Origin of the sequence: Rhodococcus sp. ACPA4, assembly GCF_002300185.1 — a bacterium.
Classification (GTDB): domain Bacteria; phylum Actinomycetota; class Actinomycetes; order Mycobacteriales; family Mycobacteriaceae; genus Rhodococcus_F; species Rhodococcus_F globerula.
In genome coordinates this window covers 763,241-781,077 of sequence record NZ_NSDY01000002.1, presented here as the reverse complement: position 1 = coordinate 781,077, position 17,837 = coordinate 763,241, and the positions used below count along the sequence as shown (strand labels likewise).

Annotated in this window: 20 protein-coding genes; 12 read left to right on the top strand and 8 right to left on the bottom strand. The window is 61.9% G+C overall.

Annotated features, from left to right (window positions below; translation table 11 throughout):
• Positions 1 to 68: 68 nt before the first annotated feature.
• Positions 69 to 908: an aldo/keto reductase gene (locus CJ178_RS26895; protein WP_033234136.1), complete on the top strand. Its 840-nt coding sequence runs from the start codon at positions 69 to 71 to the stop codon at positions 906 to 908.
• Between the two features lie 13 nt (positions 909 to 921).
• On the opposite strand, the gene CJ178_RS26890 is transcribed toward CJ178_RS26895, so the two are convergent.
• Genes CJ178_RS26890 through CJ178_RS26880 form a run of 3 tightly spaced genes read right to left on the bottom strand, consistent with a single transcriptional unit; the run spans position 922 to position 2,365 of the window.
• Positions 922 to 1,497: a TetR/AcrR family transcriptional regulator gene (locus tag CJ178_RS26890; RefSeq protein ID WP_095888398.1), complete on the bottom strand. Its 576-nt coding sequence runs from the start codon at positions 1,495 to 1,497 to the stop codon at positions 922 to 924.
• A complete protein-coding gene (locus tag CJ178_RS26885; protein ID WP_092806655.1) occupies positions 1,498 to 1,911 on the bottom strand; it encodes a VOC family protein in 414 nt (137 codons plus the stop codon).
• A gap of 34 nt (positions 1,912 to 1,945) precedes the next feature.
• Entirely contained in the window at positions 1,946 to 2,365 is a 420-nt protein-coding gene (locus CJ178_RS26880; RefSeq protein WP_095888397.1) for a hypothetical protein, read from the bottom strand.
• A gap of 92 nt (positions 2,366 to 2,457) precedes the next feature.
• Between CJ178_RS26880 and CJ178_RS26875 the strand changes: the two genes are divergently transcribed.
• The 8 genes from CJ178_RS26875 (at position 2,458) to CJ178_RS26840 (ending at position 11,026) form a co-directional block, all read left to right on the top strand.
• A complete protein-coding gene (locus tag CJ178_RS26875) occupies positions 2,458 to 2,769 on the top strand; it encodes a helix-turn-helix transcriptional regulator (protein ID WP_033234132.1) in 312 nt (103 codons plus the stop codon).
• Positions 2,762 to 3,298 (top strand): hypothetical protein, encoded by a 537-nt coding sequence (locus CJ178_RS26870; protein WP_095888705.1) that lies wholly within the window; start codon positions 2,762 to 2,764, stop codon positions 3,296 to 3,298. The genes CJ178_RS26875 and CJ178_RS26870 overlap by 8 nt, the downstream gene beginning before the upstream one ends.
• Before the next feature lie 35 nt (positions 3,299 to 3,333).
• The gene (locus CJ178_RS26865; RefSeq protein WP_033234131.1) at positions 3,334 to 4,230 is read left to right on the top strand and encodes an ABC transporter ATP-binding protein; all 897 of its coding nucleotides are present in this window, start codon (positions 3,334 to 3,336) and stop codon (positions 4,228 to 4,230) included.
• Positions 4,227 to 5,420 (top strand): ABC transporter permease, encoded by a 1,194-nt coding sequence (locus tag CJ178_RS26860; RefSeq protein ID WP_095888396.1) that lies wholly within the window; start codon positions 4,227 to 4,229, stop codon positions 5,418 to 5,420. Before CJ178_RS26865 ends, CJ178_RS26860 begins: the two co-directional genes overlap by 4 nt.
• Positions 5,421 to 5,495: 75 nt before the next feature.
• On the top strand, positions 5,496 to 6,983 hold the full coding sequence (locus tag CJ178_RS26855) for an acetyl-coenzyme A carboxylase carboxyl transferase subunits beta/alpha (protein WP_095888395.1): 1,488 nt from the start codon (positions 5,496 to 5,498) through the stop codon (positions 6,981 to 6,983).
• The gene (locus CJ178_RS26850) at positions 6,980 to 8,044 is read left to right on the top strand and encodes a hypothetical protein (RefSeq protein ID WP_095888394.1); all 1,065 of its coding nucleotides are present in this window, start codon (positions 6,980 to 6,982) and stop codon (positions 8,042 to 8,044) included. The genes CJ178_RS26855 and CJ178_RS26850 overlap by 4 nt, the downstream gene beginning before the upstream one ends.
• A 127-nt stretch (positions 8,045 to 8,171) precedes the next feature.
• A complete protein-coding gene (locus CJ178_RS26845; protein ID WP_095888393.1) occupies positions 8,172 to 10,088 on the top strand; it encodes a propionyl-CoA synthetase in 1,917 nt (638 codons plus the stop codon).
• 92 nt (positions 10,089 to 10,180) lie between these two features.
• Entirely contained in the window at positions 10,181 to 11,026 is an 846-nt protein-coding gene (locus CJ178_RS26840; protein ID WP_092806641.1) for a mycofactocin-coupled SDR family oxidoreductase, read from the top strand.
• A gap of 307 nt (positions 11,027 to 11,333) precedes the next feature.
• Here CJ178_RS26840 and CJ178_RS26835 read toward each other — a convergent pair whose 3' ends face one another.
• A complete protein-coding gene (locus tag CJ178_RS26835) occupies positions 11,334 to 11,720 on the bottom strand; it encodes a DUF1304 domain-containing protein (RefSeq protein ID WP_033234126.1) in 387 nt (128 codons plus the stop codon).
• A gap of 85 nt (positions 11,721 to 11,805) precedes the next feature.
• Here CJ178_RS26835 and CJ178_RS26830 point away from each other — a divergent pair, with 85 nt between their 5' ends.
• The gene (locus tag CJ178_RS26830; RefSeq protein WP_095888392.1) at positions 11,806 to 12,387 is read left to right on the top strand and encodes a TetR/AcrR family transcriptional regulator; all 582 of its coding nucleotides are present in this window, start codon (positions 11,806 to 11,808) and stop codon (positions 12,385 to 12,387) included.
• 28 nt (positions 12,388 to 12,415) lie between these two features.
• Here CJ178_RS26830 and CJ178_RS26825 read toward each other — a convergent pair whose 3' ends face one another.
• Complete coding sequence (locus tag CJ178_RS26825; RefSeq protein WP_095888391.1) at positions 12,416 to 13,003, bottom strand: TetR/AcrR family transcriptional regulator; 588 nt, start codon at positions 13,001 to 13,003, stop codon at positions 12,416 to 12,418.
• A 111-nt stretch (positions 13,004 to 13,114) separates the two neighbouring features.
• On the opposite strand from CJ178_RS26825, the gene CJ178_RS26820 reads away from it, so the two are divergent.
• A complete protein-coding gene (locus CJ178_RS26820) occupies positions 13,115 to 14,335 on the top strand; it encodes an MFS transporter (protein WP_095888390.1) in 1,221 nt (406 codons plus the stop codon).
• Between the two features lie 62 nt (positions 14,336 to 14,397).
• On the opposite strand, the gene CJ178_RS26815 is transcribed toward CJ178_RS26820, so the two are convergent.
• Positions 14,398 to 15,747: a cryptochrome/photolyase family protein gene (locus CJ178_RS26815; protein WP_095888703.1), complete on the bottom strand. Its 1,350-nt coding sequence runs from the start codon at positions 15,745 to 15,747 to the stop codon at positions 14,398 to 14,400.
• Positions 15,748 to 15,757: 10 nt separating this feature from the next.
• Positions 15,758 to 16,345 carry a TetR/AcrR family transcriptional regulator gene (locus tag CJ178_RS26810; protein WP_095888704.1) on the bottom strand — a complete coding sequence of 196 codons (588 nt, stop codon included), beginning with the start codon at positions 16,343 to 16,345 and terminating at the stop codon, positions 15,758 to 15,760.
• A gap of 76 nt (positions 16,346 to 16,421) precedes the next feature.
• On the opposite strand from CJ178_RS26810, the gene CJ178_RS26805 reads away from it, so the two are divergent.
• Positions 16,422 to 16,799, top strand: a complete 378-nt coding sequence (locus tag CJ178_RS26805; RefSeq protein ID WP_095888389.1) for a DUF952 domain-containing protein — start codon at positions 16,422 to 16,424, stop codon at positions 16,797 to 16,799.
• Here CJ178_RS26805 and CJ178_RS26800 read toward each other — a convergent pair.
• On the bottom strand, positions 16,796 to 17,791 hold the full coding sequence (locus tag CJ178_RS26800; protein WP_095888702.1) for a hypothetical protein: 996 nt from the start codon (positions 17,789 to 17,791) through the stop codon (positions 16,796 to 16,798). The two genes, CJ178_RS26805 and CJ178_RS26800, sit on opposite strands and share 4 nt — an antisense overlap.
• Between the last annotated feature and the right edge of the window lie 46 nt (positions 17,792 to 17,837).

The following is a 17,837-nucleotide window of genomic DNA, read 5'->3' as shown; positions in this document are numbered from 1 at the left end:
ATGCGCGGCATAGGTCGCTGCGGCCCAGAAGGCCGTCACTGCACCTCGAGTCTCGAAAGGCACCCACGATGTTGTCGATACCCGACCGCACACTGACCCACGGAACCACCGGCGAACCGATCACCATTCCGCAACTCGGATACGGCGTGTTCCAAGTTCCGGACGAGCAGACCGAGGATGTCACCGCTACCGCCCTCGACCTGGGATATCGCCACATCGACACCGCGTCGATCTACGGAAACGAAGCCGGCGTCGGCCGCGCAATTGCAGGCTCCGACATCCCCCGACAAGAACTGTTTGTCACCACCAAGTTGTGGAACGACGATCAGGGCCGCGACCGCACGCTGGCAGCGTTCGACACCAGTTTGAGCAAGCTCGGCCTGGACTACGTCGACCTGTACCTGATCCACTGGCCGGCGCCGGGCAAGGGCCTGATCGCGCAGACCTGGGCGGCGTTCGAGGAAATCCTCGCGTCCGGACGTACCCGAGCAATCGGCGTCTCCAACTTCCTCCCCGAGCACCTCGATCTACTGGCAGAGCGCAGTTCGATCACACCCGCCGTCAACCAGATCGAGCTGCACCCCAGGCTGGCACAGCACACATCGCGGAAAGATGCACAAGACCGCGGTATCGAGATCGAGGCGTGGAGCCCGCTCGGCCAGGGCACCATCCTCGATGATCCGACGATCGTCGACATCGCTGCGGCACTGGGCAAATCGCCGGCGCAGGTCATTTTGCGCTGGCACATCGAACAGGGCCACACCGTACTGTCGAAGACAGTGACACCGCAGCGCATGCGCGACAACGCCGATATCTTCGACTTTGCTCTGAGCGCCGATCAGTCGGCAGCAATCGACGCGCTGAACACGGACACTCGTGTCGGTCCAGATCCGCTCGAATTGAACTGAGCCGAAAAAGAAATCACGATTCTTCGCGCGGTGCCAATGTGAGCAGGACCGTATCGACCGCCTGCTCCGCAAGGTGCACGTCCAGGGGTAGATGCCGGAACAGCGCCCGGTAATAGACTGGTGCTGCGAGTGCGTCGAGCACAAAACCCAGGTCGAAGTCCTCACGAATCTCGCCCCGAGCGCGCGCCGATTCCAGCACTGCCGCAGTGGAATTGCGTCGCGGCTCGAAGAAGGACTCACGGAAAGTGCTGGCCAGTTCCGGGTCTGCCGCCAGGTCCGCAACCAGCGCTGGAAGCACGTAGCCGACAACGGTGTCCCGCAGTCCCACAACCACAGTCGTGATGCCGGCGATCAGATCGGCGCGAAGATCGCCGGTATCCGGCGTCGGATGGATACCGATCTGTCCGACAACAACATCGACAACCAGATGCCGCTTGGACGGCCATCGCCGGTAAATCGCGGGCCTGTGAATACCGGCTCTCGATGCGACGGATCCGATCGACAGCTCGGCATAACCCTTCTCTGCCAACAACTCCAAAGCTGCGGTAATGACGGCGTCGTCGATACGGTCGTCACGCGTGCGCACCATTTAGAGCACCGGCCGCGGCATGAGGACCAGGCGCCATCCGTCGGGATCCTCGAAGGTCATGCCGCCGTTCTCGATCCAGTACGGATTCTCGGACTCGACCGGTTCATGCCCGGCCTCACCCAACCGCTGCACCACCTCGTACATCGCAGACTCGCCGGTGAAATACAGAACCAGAAGATTGTCGCGGGTGGGCGCCGGACATGGACTGCCATCCTCGTGAGTAGTGAATTCGAGGTGATAACTCGCATCAGGCAGCCCCAGCATGATGCCGTCGTATCCCGCATGCCCGGCAAATCGATACAACTCGGCAAAGCCCACACAATCGCGATAGAAGGCAGTTACCTCGGCAAGCCGATCGGTAGGGCGCGCAATGCGCAGTTGAACAACGGGAAGTTCTGCGGGCCAGGACGTCATCTTCTAAACGGTACAGTACGTACCGTAACAATCTCTACAGGCGATCGTTCTCCGGGAACGGCGCGTTGGGCATGAACCGCGGACGGGCAAAGAGCACCGACAAGTTGGTCAGCTGAGACTCCACCGGACGATCCGATCGATATAGCAACGCCCGCTGCGGCACACTCACCCATTCACAAACGAAGATGTCGCCGATACGCAGTACCGGAACGTGGGAACCGTCCTCGAGGCGAACCGTCACGTCGGCCTGCGGATCGGATTGCCCGTACACCACCCACCACGATTCACCCTCGACGTCGCCGGGCGTGTGCTGCCCGATGCCGACGACGGCACCTTTTTCCATCGGCGCGTGCCAGACCTCGCCCCGGCCTTGCGACCCCACGCTGTAGCTGCCGTCCTCGCGCACCTGAATCACAACATGTGACTTCTCGAGCACCAATTCATCCGTAGCCATATCGCAAACCCTAATCCGATCGACACATGCCGGCATGACTTCTGAATGCAGAATCCTTGACAAAACGTTGGGTTTTTACAACACTTTGATGCATGAGCCCAGTCCGGCGGGGAGCCTCGCTCCCCATCTTCAATCGCATCGGTGTACTTCGTGCCGAGCGAAAGATGACTCGGGCGCAGTTGGCACACCTTGTCGATGTAAATCCCCAGACCGTCGGCGCGCTCGAGCGCGGCGACCACTACCCCAGCCTGGATCTCGCGTTCCGCATCTGCGACGTGTTCGACCTCCCGGTGGAAGCGGTGTTCTCCCGCGCGGAGTTCGGCCCCCTGTCCACCGAGGTCTACCGACCGGGCCGGATCACCGAAGGGAGCGAAAAGACCAGTGTCCCAAACGAATCTGATTGAACTAAATCTGATCGACCGCTACCAGGCGCGCCGCACCAGACAGTTCCTGCAGCAAGAGGAAACTTTCCGGCATTGGTTGCCGAAGTGGCGAACCCGTCGGCGCCGACGGGTGCTCGTGACCGCGCTCGGCGTCGTATTCACCGCGATGATCGTCTTGGCAGTCGCATTTCTTTTCAACACCACCGTGGCGCCCTTGCTCTGGGTGCCGCTTACCTTCGTATTTCTGCCCCTGTGGACATCTGTACAAGTGGTCTCAGGGCGTCAGGGCGACGCGCCACGTGATGCGCTGGACGAATGGGAGATCCAGCAGCGCAACAGTGCCCGCTCGATCGCGCTGACCGTAACCCAAACGTTGGTCTTCATTGTCGCGATATTCCTGATTTTCACCTCGACAGTGGGGTGGAATGTAGAGAGACTGGCGTACTCGGGAGGTGGGATGGCAATCACCGCGATGCTGATCGGCGCATGTACACCGGCGATGATCATTGCCTGGACGCAACCCGATCCGGAACCTGGCGACACAGACTGACCGCAGTAGAACATTTCGACCGATGGGAAGGAACCATGCCAGCCACCCTCACGATCGACGGCATTTCGAAACGCTACGGCGACGTCGTTGCGCTCGACAACCTCAGCTTCGAGGTGCATCCAGGGGAGATCTTCGGGTTTGTCGGCAGTAACGGCGCCGGAAAGACGACGACCATGCGCATCGCCCTCGGTGTGCTTGCGGCCGACTCCGGGGAGGTCCGGCTCGGCGGCAAACCTGTCGACCTCGATGTGCGCCGCACCATCGGGTACATGCCGGAAGAACGTGGGCTGTATCCGAAAATGAAGGTGGGCACCCAATTGTCCTACCTCGCAGAATTACACGGCCTGTCCAAGGCTGACGCACGGGCGGCGACAGAGCGCTGGACGGAACGCTTGGACATCGCCGGTCGAGTCAAGGACACCGTCGACTCGTTGTCGCTGGGCAATCAGCAACGTGTGCAACTCGCCGCCGCACTGGTTCACGATCCCGCGGTACTGGTGCTGGACGAACCCTTTTCGGGTTTGGACCCGGTAGCTGTCGACGTCATGAGTGAAGTCCTGGTCGAAAAGGCGCGCACGGGCGTGCCCGTCATATTCTCCAGCCACCAACTCGAACTGGTGGAGCGCCTGTGTGATCGTGTGGGCATCATCAGCCGGGGCAGTATGCGCGAGATCGGAACAGTGAACGAGTTGCGCGGTAAGGGAAATGCCCAGCTCGAAGTGCATGCGCCCGACGCTCCCGCCGGCTGGGCCGATCACCTCATCGGCGTCTCGGCAATCAGCCACGGCGGTGGACGGACGCTCCTGAGCGTCGACGCCACCGCTGACGATCAGCAGATCCTGCACGCTGCTCTGAAAACGGGCCCGGTTCACGAATTCACCCGTCGACGCCCGTCGTTGACCGATCTGTTCCGCGAGGTGGTTGCAGCGTGAGTACACAGTTGAGTGGGGCCCGCGCTGTGGGGTTGGTCGCGCGGCGCGAATTCACCACGCAGATAGCCAAAAAGAGTTTCCTGATCAGCAACATCATCATTCTGATCGCGATTGTCGGTGGCATCATCGGCATCTCGCTGTTCTCCGGCGGTGACGACAGCAAGTCCACGATCGGTGTGGTGGGCGATCAGTCGCTCTCGCAGACTCTTGTCACCACCGGCGACGCGATCGGAACTCCGGTCAAGGTGAAGGAGTACAGCGACGAGCAAGCAGCCCGCACCGACGTGAAGGACGGAAACCTCGACCTCGCAGTCGTACCGGGCGACGGCGGTAGCGTCACCGTCGTCACGAACAAGGAAATCGACACCAACCTGCGAGTGGTAGTCGAGAGTTCCGTTGCCCAGCAAGCGCAATCGACCGCGCTGACCGAGGCGGGAGTCGATCCGGCGCAGCTTGCCAACGCCACGGCAGCCGCCACGGTCACCGTCGATACTCTCGATCCGCCAGACCCCGAGCAGGGTCAGCGCATCGCGCTGTCCGTTGCAGCGGTGGCGCTGCTGTACATGCAGATCATGTTGTTCGGCACCTACGTGGCAATGGGTGTCGTGGAGGAAAAGTCGAGTCGTGTTGTCGAACTGCTACTTTCGACGCTTCGGCCGTTGCAGTTGTTGTGGGGCAAGGTACTCGGAATCGGTGCGGTGGGACTACTCCAGCTGGCCGCGTACGCGATAGCCGGAGTTGGCACGGGCCTGGCAACCGGGCTTCTGACTGTGACCGGAACCGCGATCGGCGTGCTGATCGGCACCATCGGCTGGTTCATTCTCGGGTTCGCATTCTTTGCCGTTCTCTATGCCGCCGCGGGTTCCATGGTGTCGCGGCAGGAAGATGTCAATGCCACAGCCGCACCACTGGTGATACTCATCGTGGCGATGTTCGGTATCGCGTTCTCCACCGTCGGAAATCCGGACGGAACTCTGAGCAACGTTCTCAGTTGGATTCCGCCGTTCTCCGCCATCCTCATGCCGCTACGGATCGCTGCGGGTGTGGCAACGCCATTCCAGATCGTGGGCACCATCGTGCTGATGGTGACTGTGACCGTCATCTTCTCGATGATCGCGGCAAAGATCTACCAGCGCTCCATCCTTCGCATCGGCAAGGTCGTCTCGTGGAAGGAAGCCTTCGGCCGCTGATCCGGTTTCACACTCACGCACTTCGCCCCGTAGGTTCGTCCGCAGCGAAGGTGCTTACCTGATACGGAGGGTGTTGTGCGAATCTCGGCCGAGGAATTACTGGCGCAGGTACTCGATCCAGGGAGCTTCGCCTCCTGGGACGTGGCGCCGCTCGACGTCCATCCCGGCCCGGAGTACGCCGCAGACCTTGCCAAAGCTCGGGAAAAGAGCGGTGCCGACGAGTCGGTAAATACCGGCGTCGGCACCGTTCGTGGGCGTCGGGTCGCGGTAATCGCCTGCGATTTCAGCTTTCTCGCGGGCTCGATCGGTGTCGCCGCAGCGGAACGAATCACGGCGGCCGTCGAACGTGCCACGGCAGAACAACTTCCGCTCCTGGCCTCCCCCACGTCCGGCGGAACCAGGATGCAGGAGGGCACCGTTGCCTTCGTGCAGATGGTCAAGATCGCTGCGGCTGTTGCACTCCACAAGGGGGCACATCTGCCGTATCTGGTTTACCTGCGCAACCCCACCACCGGTGGCGTATTTGCCTCTTGGGGATCGCTTGGTCACATCACCATTGCCGAACCCGGCGCACTGGTGGGCTTTCTCGGACCACGTGTCTACGAGTCGCTGTACGGCGAAAAGTTCCCCGAGGGCATTCAAACGTCGGAAAACTTGTACCGCAACGGCGTCATCGACGGTGTGGTGCCCGTCGAACGTCTTCGCCTGCTGGTCAATCGGGCACTGTGTGTTCTCAGCGATCCCCCGGCGCCGTCAGCACCCGAATCCGCAGATGTTCCCGAGATCCCCGACGTTCCGGCCTGGCAGTCGGTGATGCTGTCCCGCCGCGCAGACCGTCCGGGTATCCGGCAACTACTGCGCCATGCTGCCACCGAACAGGTACCGCTCAGTGGCACGGGCCAAGGTGAGACCGACAAGACGATCCTGCTCTCGCTCGCCAGGTTCCGAGGTTACCCCTGCATCCTGCTCGGGCAGGATCGCAGTGGGCAGTCAACCCAGAACACCATGGGGCCTGCGGCGCTGCGTGAGGCGAGACGCGGCATGAAACTGGCGGAAGAACTACAACTTCCCTTGGTTCTCGTGATCGACACGCTCGGAGCATCGCTGTCCAAGGAGGCTGAAGAACGCGGACTGGCTCCCGAAATCGCCCGCTGCATAGCAGATCTCGTGATGCTGAAGACGCCCACGGTTTCGGTGCTTCTCGGTCAGGGCACTGGCGGCGGCGCATTGGCGCTTCTGCCGGCCGATCGGGTGTTGGCCGCACAGAACGGTTGGCTCGCCCCACTGCCACCCGAAGGCGCCAGTGCGATCGTGCATCGCGACATCACCCACGCTCCGCAGATGGCCGCGGCCCAGGGAATTCGATCGTCGGACCTTCTACGTGACGGCATCGTCGACGCCATCATCCCCGAACGGCCCGATGCGGCAGACGAACCCGTCGAGTTCTCCAAACGCGTCGGGGCGGCAATCTCGCACGAACTCGCCTTGCTGGCAACTGAATCCACCGTCGACAGAACTTCTGCGCGGATCTCTCGCTATCGTAATTTGGGGGTACCCCGGTGAATCCGAAGGCGACCGATCCGAGCGTACTGACGCACAGCTACGACCGCGCCGCGCTGGCGCGCTTCGAAGTGTTCCTCTTCGCCTCGATTGCCACGGTGCTCATCACCCGTGCCTACCTCGCTGCCATGGGATATCCCCAGATCGGCGGCGGTGCACTGCATATCGCGCATGTTCTGTGGGGCGGACTACTGATGGCGGTCGCGATCGTCATGACAGCCATCACGGAAGGCAGTCGAATCCGCGACCGCGCATCGCTGATCGGCGGCATCGGATTCGGGTTGTTCATCGACGAGATCGGCAAGTTCGTCACGTCCGACGTCAACTACTTCTACCAACCCGCCATTGCCATCATGTACGTCGTCTTTGTTCTGTTCTACCTGGTAGCGCGTGAAGTGGTGATCCGGCGCGGCATGAACGACCGCCATCGACTGTCCATCGGCGCCCGAGCACTGTCGGATCTTTCTCTCGGACAACTGGATACCGTTCATTACAACCATGCACTGCGCGTTCTCGACGGAGTCCGCGACCCCACGCTTGCCGACTTGGCCGGGTCGATCAGGGCTGGTCTGCACTCACACACCCCCACCGGCGACGGTATCGAATCGCGGATCACACAGTGGCGCAACTCGGTCTCGGCCCGCCTCGACGCCTTTGTCGGCCATCGAATAGTCCGTCGCGTCGTGCTGGCAATCTTTGTCCTGGACGCACTCAGCGCAGTGATCAGCGTCGTCGTCGCGTTTGTGACCGACGAGGAGATCATCGCGCAGGACATCTCCGATCTTGTGGTTCTGCTGTCGAGTATTACCGCCGGAATCCTGGTCATTCTCGGGGTGTGGTTCCTGTTCCGCGGACGCTACCTACGCGCGTTGCGACTGCTGCGGGCTTCCATCGTCGTCAACCTTCTCGTGACGCAGGTGTTCCTGTTTGCCCAAGATCAGTTCGGCGCCCTCACCGGATTTGTTCTCTCACTGTTCCTGCTCGCCGTACTCCGCGTCACGATTCGACGCGAGGAGGCAGAACTCGCGCCGGCTCCTGACCCCGCGCTCGAAACCCGCCACTGACCGACAAATCGAGCCCGTCCAGCGCAAAGGAACCTTCCCGGCCATCCTCAGCCCCAATCTGTCCCCTACCTGGCCTAAGGTGTTTCCCGTCACAGATGTTCCGAAGTTGAGGAAAGGACCCACATCGATGAGCGAGAGCCAGCCGGCGTCCCACACCACCTATGCCGACGCGTACCGCGAGAGCATGGACCAGCCGGAAAAGTTCTGGCTCGACGCTGCGCAGGCAGTCGACTGGGATGTGGCTCCCACTTCAGCTCTCGACGATTCCGCGGCGCCCGTCTACCGCTGGTTTCCGGGTGCGTCGCTGAACACGAGCTTCAATGCTCTCGATCGCCACGTCCGTGACGGCCGCGGCGATCAGACCGCACTGATCTTCGACTCCGCGATGGTCCCCACCAAGGCCACGTACACGTACTCGGAACTGCTCGAGCAGGTGTCACTGTTTGCCGGTGTGCTTCGCGACCAAGGTGTTGTGGCGGGCGATCGCGTCATCATCTACATGCCGATGATCCCCGAAGCCGCAATTGCGATGCTGGCCTGTGCGCGCATCGGCGCAGTGCATTCGGTGGTGTTCGGCGGTTTTGCCGCGAAGGAACTCGCAACTCGTATCGACGACGCCGGCCCGGTTGTCCTGGTGACCGCGTCTGGTGGCCTCGAGCCGGGCCGCACCATCGAGTATCTGCCGATGGTGGAGAAGGCTCTGCAGCTTTCCGCGACACCGGCGCACACCGTCATCGTGAAAAATCGTGAGCAGATTCCGGGTTCGGCGGCCGATTACAAGTCCAGTGGCGCAGCGTGGTTCGACTGGGACGAGCTGATCTCCGACACGACGCCGGCTGCTCCGGTCTCTGTCGCCGCTACCGATCCGCTCTACATCCTCTACACCTCGGGCACCACGGGTAAGCCCAAGGGCGTTGTGCGCGACAACGGCGGACACGCTGTTGCCTTGACCTGGACGATGAAGAATCTCTACAACATCTCCCCTGGCCAGGTGTGGTGGACCGCGTCCGACGTCGGCTGGGTGGTCGGCCACTCGTACATCGTCTACGGCCCGCTTCTCGCGGGAGCCACGACGGTCATGTACGAGGGCAAGCCCGTCGGAACGCCGGATGCCGGCGCGTTCTGGCGCATCATTTCCGAGTACAAGGTCTCGGCGCTGTTCACCGCTCCAACAGCAATCCGCGCTGTCCGCAAAGCCGATCCCGACGCGAAAGAGATTGCCAAGTACGACATCTCGTCGCTCGATACCCTGTTTGCCGCCGGTGAGCGCCTCGACCCCGACACGTACGAATGGGCGACCCGCGTTCTCGACCGGCCGGTCATCGATCACTGGTGGCAGACCGAAACCGGGTGGGCGATCTGCGCAAACCTTCGTGGCCTCGAACCCATGGCGATCACGGCCGGTTCCCCCACCGTCGCGTGCCCCGGCTATCGCGTCGAAATCGTCGACGGCAAGGGCGAACTCGTCGAGGCGGGCACCGAGGGCAACATCGTGATCGGGCTCCCCCTGCCTCCCGGCACACTCGCCGGACTGTGGCGCGACGACGATCGCTACGTCAAGTCCTATCTCTCCACCTTCGACGGTTACTACCTCACCGGCGATTCCGGCTACATCGACGAGGACAACTACGTATTCGTCCTCGGCCGCAGTGACGACGTGATCAACGTTGCGGGCCATCGCCTCTCGACCGGCAGCATGGAAGCTGTTGTCGCAGGCCATCCCGCAGTCGCGGAATGCGCCGTCATCGGCATCCACGACGAACTCAAGGGACAGCGTCCCAGCGGCTACGTCGTACTCAAGTCCGGCGTCGACATCGATCCAGAGACGCTGCGCAAAGAACTGGTCGCCCGGGTCCGCGATCAGATCGGTGCCGTCGCCACGTTCCGCGACGTAACAGTGGTGGGCGCCCTACCGAAGACTCGTTCCGGCAAGATTCTGCGCAAGACCATGCGCCAGATCGCCGACAACGAGGAGTACACAGTGCCATCCACCATCGAGGACGCGACCGTCCTCGAAGATCTGACGAAACTCCTTCGCGGATAACAAATTTTCCGGTTCCCCTGCCCGGCACCGCCAGAACCCGCAAGATGAACATGTTCTAGGTTTCAGGTAGTCACACGGGCAGGGGAATCAACATGGGCACATTGGACGGACAGGTCGCATTCATCACCGGAGCGGCCCGCGGTCAGGGCCGCGCACACGCCGTGCGCCTCGCGTCCGAGGGCGCAGACATCATCGCGGTGGATCTGTGCTCACCGGTCGCGACAGCCGGATACGACATGGCTACCGAGGCGGACCTGGCTCAGACCGTCAAATTGGTAGAGGCGCAGGGCCGACGCATCTCCGCCTCCGTCGCCGATACCCGTGATCATGACGCGCTCAAAGCAGCGGTCGATGCCGGTGTCGAGAAGTTCGGCCGACTCGACATCGTCATCGCCAATGCCGGTATTGCCGCATCAGCGAAGTTGTCGTGGGATCTGAGCCCGGAAGAATTCCGTGAATTGATGGACATCAACGTCACCGGCGTCTGGTTGACCACAAAGGTCTCAATCCCCCACATCATGAGTGGCAACCGAGGCGGATCAATTGTGCTGATCAGTTCCATGGCGGGCCTGCGGGGCGTGCCGGGCATCGCCCACTACTCGGCGTCCAAACATGCCGTCCGCGGATTGGCGAAGTCATTGGCCAACGAGCTCGGCTGGGCCGACATCCGGGTCAATTCAGTGCACCCGGGCAACGTGCGCACCACGATGATCGACAACGAACCCATGGTTCGAGCATTCCGGCCAGATCTGGAAAACCCGGTTCTCGAGGACACCGCGCCCATCATGTCGAAGCTGAATCTCCTGCCGCATCCGTGGGTGGATCCCGAGGTGATCGCCGACGCGGTGTTCTATCTGGTGGGACCTGCCGGACGCGGAATCACCGGTATCGCGTTGCCCATCGACCTGGGCACGTCGGAAAAGTTCGCCGGCGGGTAGGCGGCTAGGCACACAAAATTGCCCCTGCCGGATGGGTCTCGAGCACCATCCGGCAGGGGCAATTCTCGGCTTGATCAAGCCTTCGTAGCAACAGAACAAGTAGTCGGCAACCTCATAGGCGCTCCTCGTCTGAAGTAGGAAACTCTTGTGTGGGATGCGCAACAAACCCAAGACCAGGATAGAAGCATTCTCGGAAAAGTGCGCGCCAATCGGCGGTATTTTTTCAGATTCGGACAAACGCGGCAAGCCTCTCACCACCTATTATCGAACCGGATCGGATCTTTTACCCATCCCGACCGTCCCACCCTTACAGCAGGTGGATCACCAACAAGATCACTGCGATAGCCGGGAACAGCATCTGAACGACCGCGGCACGCGCTTTGTCCGGCGAAGACAGGATCAGGACAAGACCCGCCGCAACCATCGACCCGGTTCCCGCGAGAACAAGCGCGATTCCCACTGACGCCGAACCTGTTGCTGCGACGACAATGCCGATCACCGAGACGATCGCCAGAAAAAGGTTGTAGAAGCCCTGGTTGAACGCCAGCGGCTTTGTTGTCAGCGCTTCTTCCTCCGACTTCACACCGAATGTGGCGCGGGTCTTCGGCGCCGTCCAGAGGATCGATTCGAGGACAAAAATGTAGACGTGCACAACTGCGGCCAGTGCCGCGAAGATGTAGCCGGCGACGTTCATCGGTGGACTCCTGAGTTTCGGCGAATTCTGTATCGTTCGGTCCAATATATACTGGACCGAACGATACAGAAAGGGGTGGCTTTTGATGGCCCGGTCACAGGAGTTCGATACCACCAGCGCGATTGCCGCAGCGCTGGATGTGTTCTGGGCTCGCGGATACGAAGGAACGTCGCTCACCGACCTCGAAACGGCAACCGGCTTGAGTCGGTCGAGCCTCTACAACTCGTTCGGAAACAAGCGCGGCGTATTCGACTCGGCGGTGCAGATGTATCTCGAACATGTCATCCGCCCGCGTCTGCGTGGCCTGACCGACAATCCGACGCCCGACGCCGTTGACAGCTACCTCATCTCCCTGCGCGGCGCCATCGCGACCATGACACCTGATTCACCCAGACGCGGGTGCCTGCTACTCAACGCAGCAGCGGGAATCGGCGCGCACGACGATGCAGTCGCGGCTGTGATTCGCAGCTACCGGCAGGAACTCTCCGACGCGATCGGCCGTGGGCTACAAGCCTCATTCCCGAGCGCTACGGCCGCCACACTCGCGGATCGATCCCGAATTCTTCTCTCCTGCACCGTAAGCGCGCTCGTTCTGGCCCGGGTCGATACCGCACAGGCAAGCGCAACACTGGAATCTGCACGCCGCTTGCTTCTCGGTTGGGGTTAGCAGATTCTTCGAAAATCACTCACGCGCGTCACTCCGTAGCGACCCGCGCCTCGAGGGCAAGCGCCTGGTCTACCAATTCCGCAACTCGTTGCGGCGAGACCGGTTCGAGGTCGAACAGAATTCGGTAGATGATCGGCGCCACTACATGATCTACCACCGAATCGCCATCCACTGCAACAGCTTCCGGCCAACGCGCGAGTATCACATCGATCTGCGTACGGCAGAAGAAGGCGCACTTGAATTTCTTGGTGCCATCTGGTGCGTGCGTTTGATCGTCGCTCATGAGCACATCTCGCAGCGACGCACGACCGACCGGCGCGGACATCTCCTCGAGGTACTCCTGCGCCCAGACTGTCAGATCCCCTCGGAGCGAACCCGTTTCACGCGGATCGGCATCGGGGCGCAGCCTCTCGATCGAAACGTCCGCAAAGACTTCGTTGATGTCGCCCCACCGTCGATAGATGGTCGACGGGGTCACGCCCGCGTCAGTCGCGATCATCGGCACCGTGATCTCTGCTCGATCGCGCTGTTCCAACAACTTGCGCGCCGACGCGTGCACAGCCTGTTGGATGCGCGCGCTGCGGCCACCGGGGCGCGGACCTGCGGACGGACTCATGAATCCAATCCTAACGCAAAGATGTTGCATTAGGACATCGCCCAGCGTAGCGTCCCAAACGCAAAGTATTTGCGTTTATGTCTTCACCACCCGCACGGGAGCGCCACGACAATGACAACGACCGTTTCATCACCGACCGAGAGCACCTCACGCCTGCGCCTCGGTCGAGGAGCAGCTTTCACACTCATCGCCGTCATCATCGCCACGTTCCTGGGCGCATCCGCGACCCCGACGCCCCTGTACGAGCACTACCAACAGATGTGGGGATTCTCCTCGCTCGCGTCGACGCTCGTCTTCGGCATCTACGCCCTCTCACTACTCGCCACACTCCTGACCGCCGGGTCCTTGTCGGATCACATCGGCCGACGTCCGGTCCTGCTCGGAGCGCTCGCTCTCGAGGCAGTCTCGCTCGTGTTGTTCGCCTCGGCCGACGGCTTGGCGATCCTGCTGATCGCCCGCGTCGTGCAGGGAGTCGCCACCGGCGCAGCAATCAGCGCTTTGGGTTCTGCGTTGATCGACCTCGAACGCACTCCCGGCCGCGGGTCCATCATCAACAGTGTCGCTCCGACAGTCGGCCTTGCCGTCGGCGCGGTGGGTTCGAGCCTCATCAGTGAGCACCTCCCCCGACCAACGAGCACTGTCTACCTGGTTCTCCTCGTACTGGTCGCTCTCGAAATCCTCGGGGTATGGGCCGCGCCGGAAACCTCGGGCGGACGGCCAGGAGCCTGGCAGTCGCTACGCCCCACCCTTGCCGTTCCCCGCCAAGCACGAACGATGATCGCGTTGACCGCACCGTGCCTGATCGCGGTTTGGGCGTTGGGCGGGTTCTACCTCTCACTCGGACCGGCGTTGGCGCGCAACGCACTCGAGGTTCACAGCTCTCTCATCGGAGCCGTCATGGTCGCAACGCTGACGGGATTCGGAGCGGCCGCAGTGCTCACCTTCCGCGCACTCGGTGGCCGGACTGTGATGCTGATCGGAACCACAGCACTGGTGCTCGGGGTGGCCGTCACACTCGTCGGCGCTGAAACATCCTCTGCGGTACTGATTCTGGCCGGTACAGCCGTTGCGGGCATCGGGTTCGGAGCGGGGTTCCAGGGAACCATCCTCACTGTCATGCCGCTCGCCGAGAACCACGAACGCGCGGGTCTGTTGTCCACCGTGTACGTCATCGCATACCTGGCCAACAGCCTTCCGGCATTGCTGGCCGGCTATCTGGTCGGCAAGGTGGGCTTGGTGGATACGACGCGCGGTTATGGGGCACTTGTCATGGTTCTCGCGGCCGCCGCGCTGGTCGGACTGTTGATGACCGGAGAACGCAAAGTCTCGTAGCCATCCATTCGCGAGTAGATTTTCTCCCTGCTGATTCTTTCGGCAGCGATCGATCGACGGTTTCACTCCACCTTGATCTCGCCGTAACGCCGCAGGGCTTCTTCACGTTCGACCGCATGGTCGACAATCGGATCCGGATAGTCCGCCGGCCGCATGGCTTTCAACGAGTGAACTGCCTTGCCAGGCACATCCCGGAGTTCAGGCACCCACCGGCGGACATAGCTCCCGTCTGGGTCGAATTTCTCGCCCTGGGTAATCGGGTTGAATACCCGGAAGAACGGTGACGCGTCGGTTCCCGACCCCGCTGTCCATTGCCAGCCGTGCTGATTGGACGCCAGATCACCGTCGACGAGGTGTTGCATGAAGAACCGCGCACCGCGCCACCACGGAATGTGCAGGTCCTTCACCAGGAAGGACGCGACGATCATTCGCACCCGATTGTGCATCCAGTTCTCGGCCGCGAGTTGCCGCATGCCCGCATCGACGATCGGGAAACCTGTCTTGCCCTCACACCAGGCAGTGAAGACGGCGTCTGCGTCGGCTCCACCGTCGTGACGTAAGCGGTCGAACTTGTTGTCGTAGTTCTTCCGTGCACTGTCGGGGCGTTGAAACAGGATGTCTGCGTAGAAGTCTCGCCAGGCCAGCTGGCGACGATAAGCCTGAGCGCCGTCGCCGAGTCGCTTGGAAAGATCTGCCAACATGGTTCGCGGATGGATCGTGCCGTACTTGAGCGGAATCGACATCCGGCTGGTGGTGTCGAGATCGGGCCGATTGCGTTCGTCGTCGTACCGGTCAAGATCGTTCTCGCAGTATTCTTTCCACTGCTCGAGCGCACCGGCCTCACCGACGAAATCACTGACGGAGCCGGATGGCACGGGAATCTTCACCCGGCGCGGGCCACCGTCCTTGCCGCTCGGATCGAACCAACGAACGGTCTGCGTATCGGTCGACGCGGGGCCCCGCCAACCGTGTTCCATCCACTGACGGAAGTACGGCGTGAACACCTTGTACGGATCACCGTCGGCCTTGGTGACGCGTCCGGGCGCTACGGCGTACGGAGAACCGGTCGCGATCAACTCCACCTGCTCCGCCACTGCAGCGTCGCGCCGCCGGCCGTACGGTCCGTAGTCGGCACTGATGTGAACTTCTTCGGCGCCAACGGATTCCGCTACACGGGGCACCACGTCCGCCGGATCACCTCGAACAACCATCAATCGTCCGTCGAGTTGCTGATCGAGCGCCGTCAAGTTGGCGAACAGTTGATCCTGGCGGGGTGAGCCTGCCGGTCCGAGTAGTTTCTCGTCGAGAACGAACAGCCCCAACACCTCACCGCCGGCATCCGACGCCGCACTCAGGGTAGGAAGGTCACCTACCCGCAGATCGCGTCGAAACCAGACCACAGAGTTGCTCACCCCGTCGAGCCTACCGATCAGATCCCAGAACGCACCCCATCGCCCGAGCAGCAAGTTGCCCAGCTTTCTCGGGTGTCGGTTCGGAGGCGATCCCGAGCAATCGCCGACGGTGTTCCTCACCGAGCAGCAAGGTGTACAGCTGATCCGCGCACAGCGCAGCCTCCTCACCGTGCTGATCGAGCAATATCTTTTCCAGGAAGGCAATCGACTTGGCTGGGCCGGATTCGTAGAACGCTGCCGCCAGGTCAGGGAACTGCAATGCCTCACCGATCATCATGCGGTGCAGTGCAATCGAATTTTCGCTGTGCAAGGCGACGACGATATCCACTGCTGCTGCGAGAAGGTCGGACTGGCCACTGCCTGCATTCTCGACGTACGAGTGCTGACGTGCGACGGCAGCTGCAAACACCGCAGACTTGTCGCCGAAGTAGCTGTACACGGTGCGCTTGGCGACGCCGGCCGCCGTGGCAATCGCATCGATGGTCGTTCGCGCAAAGCCGACTTCCCGAAACGAGTCGACCGCGACGTCGAGGATTTCGTTACGCCGGTCAGCGCGCTCGGCGTCACTGGTTCTCCCTCGTCGGCGAGGTTGCTCCATCAAGTCCCCCATTACGGTGCCACGCAATTAATGCTACGTTGACGTTTCATTAACTAGAACCTTACAGGAGCACCCCATGACCGGACAACGACTCGTCCACGTCGCAATCGCAGACGATTGGGAAGCGTGCAAGCGCTTCGGTGAATATGAGGTCTCCACTCGCGGAATCAGTTACGACGAGGCGGGATTCATCCGCGCAACCACCCCGGACGCACTCGCTTCGGTGCTCGATCTGGTGTTCGGCGACCTGACCCTGCCGCTGATCGTCGCCGTCATCGACGAGGACGCTCTGGCCTCCGCGGGCATCGACGTCGAACGGGAGGCCGGAAAGCCTCGAATTCTCCGACCTCTACCGATGGACGAGGACACTGTGGTCGCCGAACTCGCCGTGGAACGCGTTGACGGGGCCTGGCCGATTCCCGACCTGACCCCGTACGCAACCCACGCACGCTAGACCAGCACAGCCTCTGGTTCGGCTACCGGCGTCGACGACTTCTTCCGGCCAGCGGCAACGCACAGCGCAATCCCCGCAGCAATCCAGCACAACAGCACCAGTAGTGGTGTGCCTGCTCCATTGCCGTCGAAGAAGGCCATCGAGCGGACTGATGCCCCTGCGGCGCCCGGCGGGAGCAGTTGCCCCAACGCACCCCAACCCGCAGGCAACCACGCCGCCGTTGTCGCCATCCCCGAGAGCGGATTGCCGACGAACATCATCGTGACGGCGCCTAACGCGAACCCCTTCATCCCGAGCAGCGATTCGAGCCCCAGAATGGGGAGCGAAATAGCCGAAATACCCACGGTGAGCGTTAGGGCGGTGAGCAGGTAGTTTCCGTCAAGGCTATTGGTGCCGAACTGCAGAATGGCAGTCAGTGCAAAACCAGCGACAACCGCGACGCCGACGGCGCCCAGCACTCGCTTGACGATACTGCGCGGAAACAGTTGCACGAGAACAACAGCAGGCATGATTCCTCCGAACACCAGCGGCAGGGCCAATGCCGTGAGCCCAGCACCAGTCGGATCGTCCGCCGTCAGCGGCACAACGTCTTCGACGGGCACCTGTGCCCCCGAAGCCTCCGAGAGGCCGTTGGCCACCCCGGTCAGGGTTTGAGCGATCGGCGTACCGCCGGCGGTCGCGATCAGCACGTGAGGGCCGGTCGCGTCGACGGCGATTCCGCCGACCACGTCTCGATTGCGAATCGCGTCGCGAAGGGAGTCGACATCGGCGAAGTTCTGGGTGTCGAAGGCACCCGGCTTGGTCGCCTCGAGCGAGGCGCTGATCTGCGTGGTTGCCTGGACTGGACCGGTGATGCCCAACTTCAGTTCGTGCGGGCCACTGTTTACCGAGGGCAGCACGAAAGCGAGCAGCATCAGCCCGATCACGGCGGACAAGCCCAACACCACGGCCACCAGCTTCTTGCGATCCCGTGCTTCAGCTTCGACGTTCATGATCACCTTCCCTAAGTGGAAGTTTTTCCTCCACTATTTGTGGAAG

Coding starts and splice junctions, on each gene's coding strand:
- CJ178_RS26865 (WP_033234131.1), top strand. CDS start 3,334: ATGCCAGCCACCCTCACGATCGACGGCATTTCGAAACGCTACGGCGAC.
- CJ178_RS26830 (WP_095888392.1), top strand. CDS start 11,806: ATGGCCCGGTCACAGGAGTTCGATACCACCAGCGCGATTGCCGCAGCG.
- CJ178_RS26880 (WP_095888397.1), bottom strand. CDS start 2,365: ATGGCTACGGATGAATTGGTGCTCGAGAAGTCACATGTTGTGATTCAG.
- CJ178_RS26835 (WP_033234126.1), bottom strand. CDS start 11,720: ATGAACGTCGCCGGCTACATCTTCGCGGCACTGGCCGCAGTTGTGCAC.
- CJ178_RS26895 (WP_033234136.1), top strand. CDS start 69: ATGTTGTCGATACCCGACCGCACACTGACCCACGGAACCACCGGCGAA.
- CJ178_RS26845 (WP_095888393.1), top strand. CDS start 8,172: ATGAGCGAGAGCCAGCCGGCGTCCCACACCACCTATGCCGACGCGTAC.
- CJ178_RS26810 (WP_095888704.1), bottom strand. CDS start 16,345: ATGGAGCAACCTCGCCGACGAGGGAGAACCAGTGACGCCGAGCGCGCT.
- CJ178_RS26825 (WP_095888391.1), bottom strand. CDS start 13,003: ATGAGTCCGTCCGCAGGTCCGCGCCCCGGTGGCCGCAGCGCGCGCATC.
- CJ178_RS26820 (WP_095888390.1), top strand. CDS start 13,115: ATGACAACGACCGTTTCATCACCGACCGAGAGCACCTCACGCCTGCGC.
- CJ178_RS26805 (WP_095888389.1), top strand. CDS start 16,422: ATGACCGGACAACGACTCGTCCACGTCGCAATCGCAGACGATTGGGAA.
- CJ178_RS26875 (WP_033234132.1), top strand. CDS start 2,458: ATGAGCCCAGTCCGGCGGGGAGCCTCGCTCCCCATCTTCAATCGCATC.
- CJ178_RS26890 (WP_095888398.1), bottom strand. CDS start 1,497: ATGGTGCGCACGCGTGACGACCGTATCGACGACGCCGTCATTACCGCA.
- CJ178_RS26840 (WP_092806641.1), top strand. CDS start 10,181: ATGGGCACATTGGACGGACAGGTCGCATTCATCACCGGAGCGGCCCGC.
- CJ178_RS26885 (WP_092806655.1), bottom strand. CDS start 1,911: ATGACGTCCTGGCCCGCAGAACTTCCCGTTGTTCAACTGCGCATTGCG.
- CJ178_RS26800 (WP_095888702.1), bottom strand. CDS start 17,791: ATGAACGTCGAAGCTGAAGCACGGGATCGCAAGAAGCTGGTGGCCGTG.